This is a genomic window from Pseudomonadota bacterium (assembly GCA_039815145.1).
Lineage (GTDB): Bacteria > Pseudomonadota > Gammaproteobacteria > Steroidobacterales > JBCBZW01 > JBCBZW01.
Window position 1 is genome coordinate 1 of record JBCBZW010000029.1, and the last position, 18,076, is coordinate 18,076.

General features: G+C 67.2%; 14 protein-coding genes. 6 read left to right on the top strand and 8 right to left on the bottom strand.

The window, feature by feature from the left end; translation table 11 throughout:
* Both AAF184_09940 and AAF184_09945 read right to left on the bottom strand, forming a co-directional pair.
* On the bottom strand, positions 1 to 924 hold a 924-nt coding region (locus AAF184_09940; protein MEO0422645.1), incomplete at its 3' end, for a hypothetical protein.
* A 103-nt stretch (positions 925 to 1,027) separates the two neighbouring features.
* Complete coding sequence (locus AAF184_09945; GenBank protein MEO0422646.1) at positions 1,028 to 2,875, bottom strand: fructosamine kinase family protein; 1,848 nt, start codon at positions 2,873 to 2,875, stop codon at positions 1,028 to 1,030.
* Positions 2,876 to 3,179: 304 nt separating this feature from the next.
* Here AAF184_09945 and AAF184_09950 point away from each other — a divergent pair, with 304 nt between their 5' ends.
* Positions 3,180 to 3,971 carry a hypothetical protein gene (locus AAF184_09950; protein ID MEO0422647.1) on the top strand — a complete coding sequence of 264 codons (792 nt, stop codon included), beginning with the start codon at positions 3,180 to 3,182 and terminating at the stop codon, positions 3,969 to 3,971.
* Positions 3,972 to 4,017: 46 nt separating this feature from the next.
* Here AAF184_09950 and AAF184_09955 read toward each other — a convergent pair whose 3' ends face one another.
* From AAF184_09955 to AAF184_09975, 5 genes are all read right to left on the bottom strand, one after another.
* On the bottom strand, positions 4,018 to 4,695 hold the full coding sequence (locus AAF184_09955; GenBank protein ID MEO0422648.1) for an HNH endonuclease: 678 nt from the start codon (positions 4,693 to 4,695) through the stop codon (positions 4,018 to 4,020).
* Positions 4,696 to 4,810: 115 nt separating this feature from the next.
* Positions 4,811 to 5,461, bottom strand: a complete 651-nt coding sequence (locus AAF184_09960; protein MEO0422649.1) for a DUF3106 domain-containing protein — start codon at positions 5,459 to 5,461, stop codon at positions 4,811 to 4,813.
* The gene (locus AAF184_09965; GenBank protein MEO0422650.1) at positions 5,442 to 5,714 is read right to left on the bottom strand and encodes a hypothetical protein; all 273 of its coding nucleotides are present in this window, start codon (positions 5,712 to 5,714) and stop codon (positions 5,442 to 5,444) included. Before AAF184_09965 ends, AAF184_09960 begins: the two co-directional genes overlap by 20 nt.
* Positions 5,715 to 5,807: 93 nt before the next feature.
* Entirely contained in the window at positions 5,808 to 6,269 is a 462-nt protein-coding gene (locus AAF184_09970; GenBank protein MEO0422651.1) for a DUF3619 family protein, read from the bottom strand.
* Positions 6,266 to 6,925 carry an RNA polymerase sigma factor gene (locus tag AAF184_09975; GenBank protein ID MEO0422652.1) on the bottom strand — a complete coding sequence of 220 codons (660 nt, stop codon included), beginning with the start codon at positions 6,923 to 6,925 and terminating at the stop codon, positions 6,266 to 6,268. The genes AAF184_09970 and AAF184_09975 overlap by 4 nt, the downstream gene beginning before the upstream one ends.
* A gap of 366 nt (positions 6,926 to 7,291) precedes the next feature.
* On the opposite strand from AAF184_09975, the gene AAF184_09980 reads away from it, so the two are divergent.
* From AAF184_09980 to AAF184_10000, 5 genes are all read left to right on the top strand, one after another.
* The gene (locus tag AAF184_09980) at positions 7,292 to 9,559 is read left to right on the top strand and encodes a primosomal protein N' (protein MEO0422653.1); all 2,268 of its coding nucleotides are present in this window, start codon (positions 7,292 to 7,294) and stop codon (positions 9,557 to 9,559) included.
* A 135-nt stretch (positions 9,560 to 9,694) separates the two neighbouring features.
* The gene (gene argS, locus AAF184_09985) at positions 9,695 to 11,461 is read left to right on the top strand and encodes an arginine--tRNA ligase (GenBank protein ID MEO0422654.1); all 1,767 of its coding nucleotides are present in this window, start codon (positions 9,695 to 9,697) and stop codon (positions 11,459 to 11,461) included.
* Positions 11,462 to 11,466: 5 nt separating this feature from the next.
* Positions 11,467 to 12,165, top strand: coding sequence for an SPOR domain-containing protein (locus AAF184_09990; GenBank protein ID MEO0422655.1), 699 nt, complete (start codon positions 11,467 to 11,469; stop codon positions 12,163 to 12,165).
* A complete protein-coding gene (locus tag AAF184_09995) occupies positions 12,162 to 13,181 on the top strand; it encodes a CapA family protein (protein MEO0422656.1) in 1,020 nt (339 codons plus the stop codon). The genes AAF184_09990 and AAF184_09995 overlap by 4 nt, the downstream gene beginning before the upstream one ends.
* A gap of 224 nt (positions 13,182 to 13,405) precedes the next feature.
* Positions 13,406 to 16,720, top strand: a complete 3,315-nt coding sequence (locus AAF184_10000) for a two-component regulator propeller domain-containing protein (GenBank protein ID MEO0422657.1) — start codon at positions 13,406 to 13,408, stop codon at positions 16,718 to 16,720.
* On the opposite strand, the gene AAF184_10005 is transcribed toward AAF184_10000, so the two are convergent.
* Positions 16,717 to 18,072 (bottom strand): sigma-54 dependent transcriptional regulator, encoded by a 1,356-nt coding sequence (locus AAF184_10005; protein MEO0422658.1) that lies wholly within the window; start codon positions 18,070 to 18,072, stop codon positions 16,717 to 16,719. The two genes, AAF184_10000 and AAF184_10005, sit on opposite strands and share 4 nt — an antisense overlap.
* Between the last annotated feature and the right edge of the window lie 4 nt (positions 18,073 to 18,076).

The window sequence follows — 18,076 nt, forward strand, 5'->3', positions numbered from 1 at the left end:
CAAGTGTCTCGCCAGGCCGTGACGGGTCGGGATCCACTGCACCTGCTCGTGGTCGAACAGCATGGTGCCGTCGGCGCCTTCCAGGGAGAAGCTGCGCGAGGGGTCCTCGGCCTTCAGCCAGGTGCGCTCATCGATGAGTACCCACCCGAGCCCTCCCTGCGGATCGAAGCCGAATTCCGTGACGCGCCCGGGATAGGCTGTCTCCTGCCACTGCACCTGTCCAGAGTCGAGCAAGCGTCCGATACGGCCGTCCTCGTTGCCGACCACCACATATCCGAGTTCGCTAGCCCGCAGGCCGCTCGCCGTCTCGAGGAGCATCTCGAAGCCGTCATCGGTGTCGGGGCGCAAGCGATAGAGTCCGTCTCTGGCCAGGGCGATGACCGAGCCATCCATCGGGGCGAGGCGCAGCACGGAGGAGGGCGCGCTGGGTACGGCCACGGGTTGGGCCGCCGGATCCCGAAGGTCCAGGGCCGCGAAACCGCCGGGATCCAGACCGTAGTACAGGGTGTCGCCCACCCGTAGGAACGCGCGCACGACCCCCTGTCGCCCCTCCAGCGGCTCGACCGTGCGCACCACGCGCCCGTCCTGCAATAGGGTGAGGCCCCCGCCCACATCGCCCACCCACAAGCGGTTGCCCTCGTTCACCAGCAGGGACTGCACCTGGTTCAAGCGCATACCCTGGCGCGTGGTGAGGGACTCCAGACGCTGGCCGTCGAAGCGATTCAGTCCGCCGAAGGTGGTGATCCACAAGTAGCCGTCATCGTCCTGAGCCACTTCCAGGACCGTGCGCTGGTTCAGTCCGTCCGCCACCGTGTAGATGCGAAAGGGTGGATCGGGCGACAACGCCAACTCCATGCTGCGCGCGGGCACAGCCGCGAGCAGGCAGAGCAAAAACATAAGGAGGGTGGCGTTGAGCGAGCGCAAGGGACCTGTCCGGACCGACCTGTCACCCTAGTCGGCCCGCTGCGCGGGAACTGGAGCACGCCGCCGGCGGGGTGCTCACACGTGTGAACCGTGCCCGAAGCACTCAGGCCCGCAGGCAGTCCTGCAGCAGGCGCTGCGCATGCGCCAGGTAGCCGCCACCGAAGAGATTCAGGTGATTGAGCACGTGGTAGGCCTGGTAGAGGGGTTGGCGCATGGGCGCGCCGTCCTCCAGGGGCGCGAGCTCCTCGTAGGCCTCGAAGCAGCGACGATCGAAGCCGCCGAACAGCGCCATCATAGCCAGGTCGCACTCGCGATCACCGTAGTGGACCGCCGGATCGAACAGCACGGGGCGCCCCTGCTTATCCGCAGAGCAGTTGCCCGCCCAGAGATCACCGTGGAGCAGCGAGGGCACAGGCGTGTAGCCCTCGAAGAAGGCGTCCAACTGCGCGAGCAGGCGCTCACCGTCCTCGTGCAGTTGGCCACGGTAACCGTTGTCGTAGGCCAAGCGCAGCTGCGGGCCGAGGCGACACTCGGCGAAGAACTCGACCCAGTCCGTACACCAGCTGTTCCGCTGCACCGTGGCGCCGAGGTAGTTCGGCTCATGCCAACCGAAACGATCGCATTTCTGACGGTGAAGAGCAGCTAATGATTTCCCTAGCTGACGTGCGCCAGACTTTTGCAATTTGCCGAAGTCTATCCACTCCATCACGAGGTAAGCGGCCTCTCCCGCAACGCCACAGCGCAGGGGGGTCGGCACGCGGACCACGTCCGCATCGTGCAGGGCGCGCAGGCCCTGGGTCCCGGCGCGCAGCACAGGCAGCTGGTCGGCATCGTTGCGTTTGACGAAGTACCAGCCCTGATCGCCGCGCACGCGGAAGGTGCCGTGGATACAACCGCCGGAGACGGGCGTCACATCCTCCGGAAACAGCGCCGGACCGCCATCCTCGCGCACCGCATCGGCGATGGCGTACCAGTCGGCGGGGCCGTCCGCGCTCACGGGGCGAAACAGCGGCAGGGTGGTGGGCGTGGTCGGCGCCGACGGCCGCCTCGCGGTCGGGATCTCATCGGTGATGGCCGACGCCAGGCTCGTGGCCTGCTTGCGCAGCACATCGCCTATGCCGAGTGCGTCGTAGAACTTGCCCAGCCCCTCGAGATCCGGCCGACGCCGTCGCAAGACGCTGGCGTCCGCTTCCACATCGGCGTCTTCGGCGATCGTCGCGAGTTCGCGAGCGAGGAACGCCTGCTCCTTGTGCTCGCTCAGTAAGCGCTGCACGCGGGCGGCCCCGCGTAGCTGCAGGTCGGCGATACGATCGAGATTGGCGTAGAGCTCCCCTAGATCGGCGAAAGCGCCGAGCAACGTGATCGCCGTCTTCGGTCCGATACCGGGCACGCCGGGAATGTTGTCGACGGCATCGCCCATCAGGGCCAGCAGATCGGCGATCTGCTCCGGGGGCACACCGTACTCCGGCGCAATGTCACGATAACCGAGGCGGCGCTCGCGAGCCGGGTCGAGCATCACGTCCCCCTCGCGCAGCAGCTGGGCCAGGTCCTTGTCCGCCGACACCACGGCGACGGGTATCTGCTGGACTCGCGACCAGGCGGCGAGCGTGCCGATGATGTCATCGGCCTCGTAGCGGGGGGAGGCGAACTCCGCCACGCCCATCAGACGGCACCACTCGCGGCACAAGGCGAACTGATACTCGAGCTCCGGCGGCGGCAGCGGCCTATTCGCTTTGTAAGGTGGATAGATCTCGTTGCGGAAGGAGGCCGTGAGTGAGGTATCGAAGGCGACGCCGATGCTCCCCGGGGCTTCCGTGGCGAGCAATTCGCCGAGGAAGCGTGCAAAGCCGTAGAGGGCGTTGATCGGGCGACCCGCCGGGTCGGTCATCGAGTCGGGCAGGGAAAACCATGCCCGAAAGACGTAGATGCTGGCGTCGACCAGATAGAGCATGAGCGCGGATCATCCTTGAGCTTGCCGTACCCGCCCATGATAACGCGCGGCCCAATGGGTGGGCTCTCGGCGCTCTCCCTCACCGTCCATCGCATGCCGCCCGTCCGGCCGAATATCGATTCCACGGTAGATACAACGAACCATTCCACGCTCAGAAGGGAACCTACGTCCCGAGAACGGCGTGAGGGCGAGCGAGCCCGCCACTCCCTCTCAGTTGTTGTGTTGATCCTCCCTAGGTGCCCCGCTGGGAGCAGCGGCGGGGCACCGACCTCACACAGAGACTCAAAAAACTAAGGAGTTCCCCATGCGTAAGCACCCGATCCTCGCCATCGCCATCGTGGCCGCCATGTCCGCCAACGCTAGCTTCGCCGCTAACCTGCAGGGCCTCGGCGACGGCTGCGACGGCCGTCCCGACGTGCTCATCGGTCAGGACGATGACAACGTGAACAACCCGATCATCCAGATCGTGGAAGCACCGCCCAACCAGAGCCTCGACAACGCTGACATGCTCGACGGCCGCGGCGGCTGCGACGTGCTGATCGGCCTCTCCGGCGACGACGTGATCGAAGGCGGCCCCGGCAACGACATCACCATCGGTGGCGTCGAGCAGTTCGACCCGGAAGGCGTGGGCAACCGCGACATCATCCGCGGCGGCCAGGGCAACGACACCAACATCTGGGCCCCTGGTGACGGCAGCGACCTGTTCGTCGGCGGCGACGGCAAGCAGGACGCCCAGGTGTTTGGCGTCATCGACATCGACGAGTTCAACGTGCCCGTCCTGAGCCCCACCTTCGGTCAGTTCGCGCGTACCGGGATCCCCACCGCCGACGTCACCGGCTCGCCCGGCTTCTGCATTCTCGAAGACGTCCGCGACACCGGCCTTGGCTTCGACTTCCTCGTCCGTTTTTTCGTGCGCTCGACGGACTCGCTGGCCGTGACCATTCGGCTCGTGGATGTGGAGCAGGTGTTCTGCACAAGCGAAGGCGGCGGCGCCGTGATCTACGCTGACCTGACCGCGGACGTACCGCAGTTCGTGGAGGTGTCGCTGCAGGAGGTCGAGGACCTCAACCGCACCGTGTCGCGGATCATCCGCTAAGCGCCTGCCGGCAGCGGCTCGGCGCGTGTGGCGAGCCGTTAGCCGCCTATTGCCAGGAAGAAGAAGGGGGCCCGTGGGCCCCCTCTTCATTGATGGCGTTGCCCTGGGCGTCGAGGTGCCCCCGGAGGCGGGCGTGAAGCGGACTGGTACGCGGGAAGTGGGCTAGCAGATACTTCATCTGATCGGCGAGCACTCGCCGCCCCTTGAGGTAGATGTACTCCGCGTAGGTGGGGGTGAAGGGCACGGCGAGCAGCTGCATGTGCGCCTGCTCCGGCGTACGCCCCGCCTTATGGTTGTTGCAGCGCCGACATGCCGTGACCACGTTGGTCCATCGGTCTTCCCCACCCTGGCTGATCGGCTTCACATGATCGCGCGAGAGCGCCGATGCCAGAAACCGCTGCCCGCAGTAGAGGCAGACGTGGGCGTCGCGCTTGAAGAGGGTTTGGTTGTTCAGCGGTGGCGCGTACTCATCGCGAATCCGGGGGCCGCGGTAGCGCTCGCCGACCGTGGCGATGATCGAGTTCACCTCGACGGTGCTGCGCTCGCCCGACGCGGCGTTGATGCCGCCGCGGAGACGATAGAGCAAGGTGCCGCAGGTGTAGGCCACCTGATCGGTGTGATAGAGGCGCACTGCGTCCCGGTAATCGATCCACTCGAGTGGCATCCCGGAAACGTCGGTTCTCAGTACCTGTTGGCCTAGGGAGATCACGACAGCAACACACATCCTTCACGGTCAGCCGGGTTATAGCGGCATCTCTGGGTGGAATGCAACCAAGATGCCGACGCCTTCATTAGCGCGTCATAAAGGCTCCGTGAGAAAAGACCGATGCTGTGCGCGCTTAGTTCCCGTTGCGGTTGCCACGGCGCCGGCGCTCATTGCCGTTGCCACGGCGCTGGCCGCGACGCTCTGCTGCCTCGCCGCGACGCGCCCCGTTGGCCGCCGCGCCGTTGCCGCGCCGATCGCGTACAGCCTGACGCCGCTCTTCGGGCGACATGGTGCTGAAGCGCTCACGCAGGGCCTGGCGGCGCTCAGGAGAGAGTTGGCGATAGCGATCGTAGCTCTGGCGCACACGCTGGCGATCTTCCGGACTCAGGTTGCGGAAGCGGCGGTACTGATCGCGAACGCGATCTTGCTGCTGAGGATCGAGGTTGCGCCAGCGCTGGAACCGTTGCTGCGCTGCGTTTCGCTCGCTGCCATCCATATCGAGAAAGCGCTGGGAGCCGCGCGTGAGGTTATCGCGGCGATCCGCAGGCATCTGCGCCCAACGATCTCGATAGCCGCCGAGGAGTTCCTGCTGCTGCGCGCTCAGCTCATCCCAGGCAGGACCACCGCCGGTGGTGCTGGGCGCATCCTGGGCCCAAGCCGTGCCCTGAGCACCCAGCAACAGGCCGAGGCCTACCACGAGGCCCAGCAGGCCCACACGCTGGCGCGAGCGCAACGGCGAGGTGCCGATGCGATTGGCCTGCGACCTAAGAGCGCCCCTTCTCATCCCACGTATCCTCGTTGCCTTGCGCCGCGCCCCGGGCGTTTCGCTCGCCGGCTGCCGGAAGTCTGATCTCACTCAGGCCTTCATCCGGGTGAAAGGCCTGCCATTCCTCATCCGATTCGTCCCAGCTGCCGAGGTATTCCAGAAACGCGAGAAACTGCGCCTCGGTGGTCGCCTCCGCCTCCTGTTCGGGCGGTGCCTTCGGCGCAGGCACCGCGGCATCGCCGGGCACCTCCTGCGCGTGGCTCGTTCCCATCAGTACGATCCATGCGATCGCCAGCGTTAGGCGCCCGGCAGGGGGCCTGGTCGGCGGCGTGATCGCGTTGTCGGCAGGGCCCTTTGCCATCGATCAACCGACCGGCTGGGTCGCCAACCATTCGAAGAACTCGAGGTCCTCCAACATCTCGATATCGCCGGCGAGCACGATCTCCAACTCGTCCACGGGGCCACCCGTATCTGCGATGGCGGGACCGGCCGGTTGGAAAGTCTCGCTCGGCGCGCGCAGCACGCCGGGTCCGAACAACAGCAGCGGCGCGGCCACCAGCAACGCCAGCATCGCACTCGCCGCCACACCGGATCCCAAAGCCGTCGTCGGCAGCAGACTTCGCACCCAGCCCAACAGGGGGCCGCGCTGCTGGCGTGCACGAGCCGCCATGGCGGCAGCACGCGCCTGCGTCAGGCGCGAGCGGGTATGCCCGTCGAGACTCTCAGTCTGCTCGGTCAAGGTCTGCGTAATCGCACTTACCAGGGCGCGATCCTGTGCGTCGTCCATCGGTGGTAGCTCGCGGTTGTCGGGGGTGTTGGTGCTCATCGGTAGTGGGTTTCCAGACGCGCCCTCAAGGCGCGCACCGCACGTGAGTAGTGCGTCTTGACGCTCCCTTCGGAGCATCCCATAGCCTTGGCGGTGGCGGCCACATCCAAGCCCTCCCAGGCGCGCAGGAGAAAGGTCTGCTGCTGACGTCGGGGCAAGGCGGCGACCGCTTCCTCGATGGCGCCTTGCGCATCATCGAGCTCCAGCAGCCGATCGGGAAGGACATCGGGCGCTAAATCGGGCGCCGCCTCCACCGGGTCGAGGGGCGGTCCCTCGCGCTCGGGGTTGGTCGGGGGGGCCCAGGCCATGACCCGTTGGCGCACGCCCTGGCGACGCTGGTGATCGCGGATACGGTTCTGCAGGATGCGGAAGAACAACGCCGGCCACTGCGCATCGGGCTTGTCCGCGTAGCGCGTCGCCAGGCGAATCATCGCGTCCTGGGTGATATCGAGGGCTTCATCCGCATCGCCGATGGCAAAGCGCGCCATGCGATAGGCGCGCTTCTCGACGTCGGCGAGAAAGGCGTCGAGCTTTGCGTCGCTCTTCAGGGTCGACTCCGTGCGCGCCGCTAGGGACGGAAACGCGGGTGATAACACAGCCTGCTCGCCGATCGCCATCGTCTTATCCGGTACCTGCCTGTCGTGAATGGTCGTCATCGGGGCGTCATGCCACCGTGACCTGCTGACGACAACAACGGGTCAGACAACTGGCGGTTGACAGGAATAACGCCATGAGGGAACCTACGCGACCCCGCCGGCCTCCGCCGCAGCGTCAGTTGTGCACAACCGCACGGCATCTCCCCAGCAGTTATCCCCAATGTGACATGGCAGCCGCCCGTGGTGCCTGCAAGTGTCTGATCTATATAGAACCCGGGGATGCGATTAATCTTTGACCAAACTGACGTAAGTGCCCATCAGCACGGCATTCTGGGGCCCTCGACCCCGGGATGCTCACAGAGATATCCACAGATTTTGTGGACAACGCGAGCGAGGGTCGCGGCCGCCTCGATGGAAGCTCAATAAATGCCACCGCCGACGGGCCTGCAGGCGCAGATCCCCTTGCTGCGAGTCGCGGTGCCCACGCCCCTGCGCCGGTACTTCGACTACCTGGCGCCAGCAGACACCTCATCGCCCTTGCCGCCGGCGCCCGGCTACCGCGTACGCGTGCCCTTCGGCCGCGGCCGCGACGGCGTGGTGGGCGTGGTGGTGGAGCACCCCACGCAGACGGAGGTGCCGCGCGGACGCCTGAAGCCGGTGGCCGCGGTACTCGACGAGAAGCCGCTGCTCGACAGCGCCACCGTGCAGCTCCTGCGCTGGGCCGCGGAGTATTACCACCACGCCCCGGGCGAGGTGTTCGCCGCCGCCCTTCCGGGGCCCCTTCGACGCGGCGACACGGTGAGCACCCACGAGCCCGGCTGGCGCATCACCGAGGCCGGCCTTTCCCAGGACCCAAGCGCGCTCGGCCGACGCGCCCCGCGGCAGGCGAGCCTCCTCGGTTGGTTGGCGAACTGCCCCGACCATCTCGCCCCCCAGCACGCGCTGGAAGATGCCCTCGCGCCCGGCTGGCGCGACGTGGCGCGACGCCTGCGCGAGCGTGGCTGGCTCGAGGCCGTGTCGATCGCCCCGACGGCGCCTGTGGTGGCTGGCGAGGACATCCCCGCCCCGGTGCAGCTCAACGAGGAGCAGGCCGCGGCCGTGGCGCAGATTCGCGATTCCCTGGGCGAGTTCCAGGCCTGGCTGCTCCACGGGGTCACGGGCAGCGGCAAGACCGAGGTCTATCTGCGCCTGATCCAGGAGACGCTGAGCGCCGGTCGCCAGGCCCTGGTACTGGTGCCGGAGATCGGCTTGACCCCCCAGCTGGTAGATCGCCTGCGCTCGCGCCTCGCCACGCCGATCGCCGTGCTCCATTCGGGCCTGGCCGACGGCGCGCGGGCGCGGGCCTGGCTGGCCGCGCGTGAGGGCCAGGCGGGTGTCGTGCTCGGCACTCGCTCAGGCATCTTCGCCCCGCTGGCCAACCCGGGCCTCATCGTGGTGGACGAGGAACACGACGCGTCCTTCAAGCAGCAGGACGGCTTTCGCTACCACGCCCGAGACCTCGCCGTGTACCGCGCGCGCCAGCTGGGTGTGCCGGTGGTGCTGGGAACAGCAACGCCGTCCTTCGAGACCCTGCAGAACGTCCACCAGGGTCGCTACCGCACGGCGCGACTCACCCGACGCGCCGGGGCCGGCGTGCCGCCGAGCGTGCGCCTGATCGACCTGCGGCGCGATACGCCGGCGCCGGAAGCGGGCGGCCTCTCCAACACGCTCATCGCCCGCATGCGCAGCCACCTCGCCGAAGGGTCGCAGGTGCTGTTGTTCCTCAACCGTCGCGGCTACGCGCCCGTGTGGATGTGCCTCGACTGCGGTTGGCAGGCCACCTGCGATCGTTGCGACGCCAGGCTCACCCTGCACCGCTACGACCAGCGCCTGATCTGCCACCACTGCGGCCACGAGCGCCGGGTGCAGACCCGTTGCCCGGACTGCAAGCAGGAGGACAGCCCACGACCGATCGGCGCCGGCACGGAGCAGGTGGAGCAGGCCCTCGCCCACACCTTCCCCGGCGTTGCCGTGGCGCGCATCGACCGCGACAGCACCCGGCGCAAGGGTGAGCTGGAGCAGCGCCTGGAGGCGATCCGCAGTGGCGAGACACGCATCCTCATCGGCACCCAGATGCTGACCAAGGGTCACGATTTTCCTGGCGTCACCCTGGTCGGCGTGATCAACGCGGACGGTGGCCTCTACAGCAGCGACTTTCGCGCGCCGGAGCGCCTCGCTCAACTCACCGTGCAGGTGGCAGGCCGGGCGGGACGCGCCCGCAGCGGTGGTGAGGTGCTGGTGCAGACGGCCTTCCCGGACCATCCCCTGCTCGCCACCTTGCTGCAGGAGGGTTACGACGGGTTCGCCCGCGATGCCTGTGAGGAACGCGCCGAGGCCGGCTGGCCGCCGTTTCAATCGCTCACCCTGCTACGCGCCGAGGCCGTCGAGGCCAGCCGCGCCATCCACTTCCTGCACGAGGTCGCCGCATTGGCCGGGCCCCTGCTGCGCCTGGACGCCGGCTTGACCTTGCTCGGCCCGGCACCGGCCACGATGGAGAGACGAGCCGGCCGCTACCGCGCCCAGCTGCTGCTGCGCGCACCGCGACGTGCGCCCCTGCAAACGCTGCTCAGCCACCTGCTGCCGCAGGTGGACGCGCTACCCGCCGCTCGCCGCGTGCGTTGGTCCGTCGACGTCGATCCCGTGGACCTGGACTAGCCATCGCTCGCGCCTCGCGGGCGATGCGCTTATCATCGATCTACGCAGTTTTCGCGCCGGTGCGATCAGCGTCGACGGGCCGCGAAGCGGCTCCTCCGCCCCCCGGCGTATCACCTTGAAACACCCCCGGACCCCATGAAGGAACACCTGGCAGAATTGCTCGGCGCGTCGTTCGATGCGCTCGCCGCTGACGGCAAACTCGAGCGCGATGTCATCCCCGAGAGCATCGCCATCGAAACCGCCCGCGACCCCAAGCACGGCGACTTCGCCTCCAACGTCGCCCTCGTCGCCGCCAAAGCGGCGGGGATGAAACCGCGCGACCTGGCCCAGCTGCTGATCGATCACCTGCCCGCCTCGGGGCAGGTGACGGCGGCGGAGATCGCCGGCCCAGGCTTCATCAACTTCCGCGTCAGCGACGATGTGTACCGCCAGCTCCTGGCGGACATCCTGGCTGATGGCGAGCGCTACGCCTGCGCGCCAGCGAACTCCTCGGGTCAGAAGATCCTGCTCGAGTACGTCTCGGCCAACCCGACCGGCCCCCTGCACGTGGGTCACGGCCGGCTCGCGGCCTACGGCGCCACCCTCGGCAACCTGCTGCAGACCCAGGGCCACGAGGTGCACCGCGAGTACTACGTGAACGACGCAGGCCGGCAGATGCAGATCCTCGCCGCCAGCGTGTGGCTGCGTTACCTCGAACAGCGTGGAGAGGCCCTGCCCTTCCCCGCCAACGGCTACCGGGGCGACTACATCCTCGCCATCGCGACCGCGCTCGGCGAGGCGCACGGCGATGCCCTGCGGCACCCGGCGGCAGACGTGTTGGCCGGGCTGCCGCCCGACGAGGCAGACGGCGGCGACAAGGAGCGCTACATCGATGCGCTGATCGATCGCGCACGCCAACTCCTCGGCGCGGACACCTTCCAGGACGTGCTGTCCCTGGCCCTGGAGCACATCCTCGGCGACATCCGCGACGACCTGGGCGAGTTCGGCGTGCACTTCGACGAGTGGTTCTCCGAGAAGCGCCTGATGGAAGAGGAGCTCGTGGAGCACGCGCTGGAGAAGCTCCAGGGCAGCGGCCAGGTGGTCGAACGCGACGGCGCCCTGTGGTTCCTCGCCACGGCGTACGGCGACGACAAGGATCGCGTGGTTCGGCGCGACAACGGCGTCACCACCTACTTCGCCTCCGATATCGCCTACCACCTGAACAAGCGCGAACGTGGCTACGACGTGCTGCTCGACGTGCTCGGGGCCGATCACCACGGCTACGTCTCGCGCGTGCGCGCCGGCCTCGAAGCGATGGGCGAGCCGCCGCAGTCGTTGGAAGTACAACTTGTTCAGTTCGTGGCACTCTACCGCGGCAAGGTCAAGCAACAGATGTCCACGCGCAGTGGCCAGTTCGTCACCTTACGTGACTTGCGCAACGAGGTGGGCGACGACGCCGCGCGCTTCTTCTACGTGAGTCGCGGCAACGACCAGCACCTGGACTTCGATCTGGACCTCGCCCGCGAGCGCTCCAACGAGAATCCCGTGTACTACCTGCAGTACGCGCACGCCCGGGTGTGCAGCATGGCGCGCAAAGCCGAGGAGACGGGCCACGCCTACACGGTGGAAGAGGGTCTCAAACAAACCCAGGCCCTGCGCGAACCCGCGGAGCAGGCCATCATGCGTACGCTCGAGCGCTACCCGGAGATCCTCCGCGCGGCGGCGGACAAGCGGGCGCCGCAGCTGCTGGTGCACTACCTTCGCGAACTGGCTAACGAATTTCATTCGTACTACAACGCGCACAAGGTGCTGGTGGACGATGACGCTGTGCGTAACGCACGCCTCACCCTCAGCCACGCTGCCCGCCAGGTGATCGCCAACGGGCTAGGACTGCTCGGCGTGCAAGCCCCGCAGAGCATGTAGACGCCGTGGCTCGCGACTACAAATCCCGCGGCGGCAAGCCGCGCAAGGCGTCGGGCGGACGTAAGCGCACGGGCGGCGGCGCAGTGAAGAAGGGGCGACGCGGCAGCGGTGGCAACAGCCGCCGACGCGACGCAGCCCCTGGATGGCAATGGCTGCTCAGCGGCCTCGGCGCGGGCCTACTCGTGGCGGCCGGTGTGTTCGTCATCGATCGCCTACCCGGCGGCGTGGTGCACGAGCGTGGGCCTCAGCCCATCCCCTCGCCGGTCACGGGCCGCGGCACGAGCGCAGAAAAGGCGACCAACCAGGACCCCGGTGACACACCGAAGGCCGCCGACACGACCGCGGACGCGCCGCGTGACTACGCTTTCTACGATCTGCTGCCACGCTTCGAGGTGATCGTTCCGGAAGCGCGCGAGTCCGCCGTGGACGCGCCGACCGAGGGGCCCGCCGCCGTGCGCCAACCGGGCACCTACATCCTGCAGGCCGGCTCCTTCCTCCAGCTCACCGACGCCGATCGCATGCAGGCCACCCTCGCCCTGCAGGGCATCGAATCGCGCATCCAGGTGGTGACGATCGACGACGTCTCCTACCACCGTGTAAGGGTCGGACCGATCGCAGACCTCGCTCGCCTCGAGGAGCTGCGCAATCAACTGCGCACGATCGACGTGGAGCACATGATCATCCGCCTGGAGAACGAGGGGTGATCGGCGCGGGGCGCCTGGCGACGCTGGTGCTGCTGTCGCTGGCCATGATGGCGAGCGCCCAGGCCCTCACGGTGGCCGCTACAGGCGACGTCATGCTCGGCACGGACTACCCGGAAAACACCCTCGACGATGACGATGCGGCCGGCTACCTCGCCGGGGTGACGCCCAGGCTGCGCGCCGCCGATGTGGCCTTCGGCAACTACGAAGGTGCGCTCCTGGACGGCGGTGAGCCGGAGAAGATCTGCACGGGGCGCTGCTACTTCTTCCGCTCCCCGACCCGCTACGCCCAGCTCCTAGCCGACGCCGGCTACGACCTCATCAGCCTCGCCAACAACCACGCCCGTGATTTCGGCGACGACGGCCTCGCCAGCAGCCAGGCGAGCCTCGATGCCCTGGCCATCGGCCACTCGGGCCCGCTCGACTCCTTCGCCATCATCGAGCGTGCGCAGCAGCGCATCGGCATGATCGCCTACGCACCGAACCATGACCTGAATCCGATCCTCGATATCGACCTGGCGCGGGAGCAGGTGGGTGCGCTGGCGAGTGAGGTCGACATTCTCATCGTGTCCTTCCACGGCGGCGGCGAGGGCCTGGACGCCCTACACGTGGCGCAGGGCATGGAGGAGTATCTCGGCGAGGAACGCGGCGACCTGCGCGCCTTCTCGCGGGCGGTGATCGACGCAGGCGCGGACCTGGTCCTGGGCCACGGGCCCCACGTGCCGCGCGGCTTGGAGCTCTACCGCGACCGCCTCATCGCGTACAGCCTGGGCAACTTCGCCACCTACTACGGCATCAGCGTCAACGGCCTGAAAGGCGTCGCGCCGTTGCTGTGGGTGGAACTCGACGACGAGGGTCGCTTCGTGGGCGGCCAAATCCACTCCTACCGCCAGACCCGCCCCATCGGGCCCCAGCCTGATCCGTCGCAAACGGCCGCGACGCTGATGCGACGGCTGACCCGCGAAGACTTCCCGCAAAGCCCCCTGCGGTGGCTCACCGACGGGCAAATCGCCCCCTAAGCCCCCGCTCGCGCCGTCCCCCGGCGCCTTCCAAACGGGACCGACGCACGCTTCCCGCGGAGGGCGTGTGATCTCGTTCGCAGAATGCTCGCCTACCCACCTGGGTACTTTGCGGGCTGTGAAACGGGTATTGCGGCGCGCCTCGGCCCTCGTGGTGAACTGCGCCTCGCCGGTGCTGCGTCCGGCGCGGAGAAGCTAGAAGACGTAACTCGATGAATGGGCGTGTGACAACGCGATCAAGATACCTGCAGCCCGCACGCACGGCGACGGCGCTGTTGGTAGCTTTTGGCCTGGCGGCGATGGGGCTCGGCAGCGCATTGGCTGCTGAGGAAGATCCCCAGGCCACCGATATCCCGATTCGCTTCAAGCACCTGACGCAAGCTGACGGCCTGTCGATGAATCAGGTGTACGCCACGTATCAGGATCCTACGGGCTACCTCTGGATCGCCACCGAGTACGGTCTGAACAGCTACGACGGCTACCGATTCCGGACCTTCCTGCGCGATCGCGAGGACGCCGGCTCCCTGCAGGATCACTTCCTCCTCGATGTGACCGGCGACGAAGCAGGCAACATCTGGGTGGCCACGCGCAGCGGTGGTATCGCGCGCCTGAACCAGGACACCGGCAAGTGGACCAGCGTCACCTCCGACGATGGCCTGCGTACCAACGACGTTCGCGCCCTCGAGATCACCAGCGACGGCCACGTGCTGGTCGGCCACAAAGGGGGCGGCCTGGATCAATACGAGCCGCGCACGGGCAAGGTGGTCAACCACTTCGATAACTTCGACGGCGATGCCTCCCAGGTCGACGACGACTTCGTCCACGCCATCCTGCCGGACCTCGACAACTCCGCCTGGGTGGGCACGGACAACGGCCTCTACCGCGTGGACCTCAATTCCGGGCGCGTAGGGCGGGTCCCCCTCGCCGGTGCGATGAAGGAAGCCTTCGGCACGGGCACTTCCGTCACCACCGTGCGCGTGCGCGCCATCATGCGCGATCGCCAGGGCCAGCTCTGGGTGGGCACGCGCGGCGCCGGCCTGTTCGTAGTCGGCCGCGACGGTAAGGTGGCCGAGCACTTCTACGCGGCCGGCGAGACCCATGGTGGGCGCGGCGACCTGGCCCACAACTGGGTGGCCGCCCTGCTCCAAGACCGTGCCGGGCGCATCTGGGCCGCGACCAAGGGCGGCCTGAACCTCTATCGTCCGACCCGCGGATCCTTCTCCGCCTACGTCCCGGACAGCGCGGACCCCACGAGCCTCTCCAACATCCGACTGCAGTCGTTGATGGAGGACCATACGGGCCTGCTGTGGGTGGGCACGAAGACCAACGGCCTCAGCTACTTCAACCCCCGCTCCTGGGCTTTCGGCCACTACCAGCCGGCAGCCAACGATCAGCGTAACTCACGGGTGGTTACGTCCTTCGCTGAAGTCGGCGGTAACCTGTGGATGGGCACCTTCGGCGATGGCATTCACAAGCTGACGCGGGACATGGAAGGCGGTTACATCCGACGCGATGAGGCCCTCGACCTCGAGCTTGGCGACAGCTCCGTGATGACCCTGAGCAGCTCAGCCGACGGCAGCGTGTGGGTAGGCTTGATGCGCGGTGGCGTTTGCCGCGTGCAGCCTGAGACCGGCGAAGTCCAACGTTGGATCCACGATCCGAAGAATCCCGAATCGATCAGTAGCAACGCCGTGATGAGCGTCTTCGAAGACAGCCGCGGCGTGCTCTGGGCGGGCACCTTCGGCGAGGGCGTCAACCGCATCGGTCGCGACGGCCAGCTGCGACGCATCACCACCGCAGACGGCCTTTCGGACAACGTGGCTCAGGTCATTCGCGAAGACGGCGCCGGGCGCATCTGGGTGGGCACGGACAGCGGCGGCCTCAACATGTTGAGTCCCAAGGGCGATGTCTTGGGCGTCCTGCGCAGTAACCCCAACGCCGCCGACTCCCTGGCCAGTGACTCGATCTACACGATCTACGCCGACGGCGACGTGCTCTGGGTGGGCGGGCGCAGCGGCCTGGACCGCGTGTCCGTGCGTGGGACCGATCCCTCGACGTTCACCTATCGCAACTACGATAAGGACGACGGGCTCTCCAACAGCACCGTCTACGGTGTGCTGCGCGACCGCAGCGGTCAGCTCTGGCTAAGCACGAACTACGGCCTGAACCGCTTCGATCCGGAAACCGGCGCCGTGCGCAGCTTCCACCTCGAACACGGCCTGCAAGGCGAGGACTTCAACCAGACCGCCTACCTGCGCTTGCGCGACGGCACGCTCGTGTTCGGCGGCAGCAACGGCTTCAACGCCTTCCTGCCCGAGCGATTGCAGCTGAACCAGGTGCCGCCGCGCACGGTGTTCACGAGTATCAGTAAGCTGAACGTGCCCATCGATACGCCGCCGAGCGCCCTCGAAAACCTGAGCCTGGGCTACCGCGACGACGTGCTGACGATCGAGTTCGCCGGCCTCGACTTCGCCGCCCCTGATCGCAACCAATACGCCTACCGCCTCGACGGCTTCGATGCCGATTGGGTGTCGAAGGGTGCCGTACGTCGCGCCACCTACACCAACCTCGACAAGGGGCGTTACGTCTTCCAGGTCCGCGCCCGCAACGCCGACGGCTTCTGGAGCGAAGATCCGCTGGAGCTGCCGATCGTGGTGGAGCCGGCACCCTGGGAAACCTGGTGGGCTTACCTGGCCTACGTGCTGGCAGCGGTTGGCGCCCTGTATCTTCTGCTGCGCATTCAGCGCGAGAAGTTGAAGCGCGAGGAGCAGTACCGCATTCGCCTCGAGCACGAGGTGGATGAGCGGACCCACGAGCTGGCCGAGCGTGCCGAAGAGCTGCGCTCCCTGAACGAGAAGCTGAAGGAGTCTTCCTTCACCGATCCGTTGACCGGCTTGAACAACCGTCGCTTCCTCTTCGACGGGATCTCAGGCGAGATCAAGTCCGTGGGGCGCCAGTACGACGTGGAGCCCGATCCCGAGCAACCGGAAGGTCTCGTGTTCGTGATGATCGACCTCGATCACTTCAAGCCCGTCAACGACGCCTACGGTCACGCCGCGGGCGACAGCCTGCTCCTGCAGATCACGCAGGTGCTGAAGGACACGGTGCGCGAGGGCGATTGGATCATCCGTTGGGGCGGGGACGAGTTCCTCGTCGTCGGCAAGCTGCTGCCGGGAGACCCCGTGCAACATCTACCGCAACGGATTTCCAGCGCCGTCGCCAACTCCCTGTTCCCGGTCGGTAACGGCCGCGTCGCGCGCACCTCCACCTCGATCGGCTACGCCCGCTACCCGTTCATCCAGGAAGCGCCCGGCCATCTCTCGTGGGAGCAGGTGCTGAACGTGGCCGACCACGCGATGTACCAGGCGAAGGAACAGCGCAACACGCACGTGGGCTTCGAGGCCACCAGCTCTACCCTGGAGTGCGACGATCTGCTCGCCGCCATGAGCCGCGACCCCCTCGCCCTCGTGGAGCAAGGGGTGATCAACGTGCTACGGCCGCCTCCGCCCGCGGAGACGACCGACCAGCAGTCGGCCTAGCCCTCGTCCGAACTCTGGCGCAGATCGACCTCGAGGGACTTCAGCTTGCGATACAGGTGCGTGCGCTCCATGCCCACGCGCTTGGCCAACAGCTGCACCTTGCCGCCGCACAGCTGTAGCTGCTGCTGCAGGTAAGCCCGCTCGAACTGCTCGCGCGCCTCGCGCAGGGGCAGGGCCAACAGGTCCTGCTTGACCAGAGGTTCGTTCTCGGGCCCGTCCGTGGCCAGCTGCGCCTCCACCTCATCCAGGGAGATCGTCTCCTCGCCGCCGAGGATCAACAGGCGTTTGACGAGGTTGTGCAGCTCCTGGATGTTGCCGGGCCAGGGGTAGTTGCGCAGGCGATTCTGCGCCGCCACGTTGAAGCGGCGGAAGGGTAGCGCTTCGTGCTCCACCAGAAAGTCGACGTGGTGACGCAGGAGCTCGGGCACATCCTCCGCGTAGTCGCGCAGGGGCGGCACGTGCACCGGCACGACGTTCAAGTGGGCTAGCAAATCTGATCGCACCCGATCACGTTGGCGCTCGAAACCCTTGCCGATGGACGTAATGATGCGTGCGGTGACGGCCACCGTATCGCGCGTGCCGAGGCGCTCGAAGCTGCCGCGCTCCAGCACCCCGAGCAGCAGCCGCTGCGCGAAGGGCGTGAGCTCCTGCAGCTCGTTGATGAACAGAACACCCTCGTTAGCCTGCTCGATGAGCCCTAGCGCGTCGGCGCCCTGGCCGAAGATCTGCTCCTCGGCGTTGCCATCGGTGATGGCACCGGCCGCCAGCTGCACGAAGGGCCCTTCGTTGCGCGCGCTCAACGCGTGCGCGTAGCGCGCGAGGGACTCGCGTCCGCTGCCCGGCTCACCGACGATCATCAGGGGCGCATCGTGGCGCACTACGCGCTTGATCTGCTCGCGCAGCAGGGCTACCACCTGGCTCTTGCCCACCGGTCCGCTGGTGCGATCGGGCATGATCGCGCGGGCAGGTTTGCGCCGCGTGCGCCCATCCTGCAGCGCCGCCTGAACGGTCGATAGCAATCGGTGCAGAGAGAGCGGTTTCTCCACGTAGTCGAACGCGCCGAGACGCGTAGCTTCCACGGCGGTATCCACCGTGCCATGGCCGGACATCATCACCACGGGAAACTCGAGCAGACCTTCGTCGCGCCAGGTGCGCAGGAGACTGATGCCGTCCGTTTCAGGCATCCAGATATCCAGCAGCACCAGGTCGGGCGTCGCCTGGTCGCGGGCGCTACGTGCCATCGTCGCGTCCCCAGCGACGTCGACCTCGTAGCCCTCCTCCTCGAGAATCTCCTGCAGTGTCTCCCTGATGTCCGCCTCGTCGTCCACCACTAGAACGCGGGCAGCACTCATGTTT

Bases quoted from the DNA above. Each gene is read 5' to 3' on its own strand.
- AAF184_09970 (MEO0422651.1), bottom strand. From the start codon at position 6,269: ATGAGCACCAACACCCCCGACAACCGCGAGCTACCACCGATGGACGAC.
- AAF184_09955 (MEO0422648.1), bottom strand. From the start codon at position 4,695: ATGTGTGTTGCTGTCGTGATCTCCCTAGGCCAACAGGTACTGAGAACC.
- AAF184_09980 (MEO0422653.1), top strand. From the start codon at position 7,292: ATGCCACCGCCGACGGGCCTGCAGGCGCAGATCCCCTTGCTGCGAGTC.
- AAF184_09960 (MEO0422649.1), bottom strand. From the start codon at position 5,461: ATGAGAAGGGGCGCTCTTAGGTCGCAGGCCAATCGCATCGGCACCTCG.
- AAF184_09950 (MEO0422647.1), top strand. From the start codon at position 3,180: ATGCGTAAGCACCCGATCCTCGCCATCGCCATCGTGGCCGCCATGTCC.
- AAF184_09975 (MEO0422652.1), bottom strand. From the start codon at position 6,925: ATGACGACCATTCACGACAGGCAGGTACCGGATAAGACGATGGCGATC.
- AAF184_09945 (MEO0422646.1), bottom strand. From the start codon at position 2,875: ATGCTCTATCTGGTCGACGCCAGCATCTACGTCTTTCGGGCATGGTTT.
- argS (MEO0422654.1), top strand. From the start codon at position 9,695: ATGAAGGAACACCTGGCAGAATTGCTCGGCGCGTCGTTCGATGCGCTC.
- AAF184_10005 (MEO0422658.1), bottom strand. From the start codon at position 18,072: ATGAGTGCTGCCCGCGTTCTAGTGGTGGACGACGAGGCGGACATCAGG.
- AAF184_09965 (MEO0422650.1), bottom strand. From the start codon at position 5,714: ATGGGAACGAGCCACGCGCAGGAGGTGCCCGGCGATGCCGCGGTGCCT.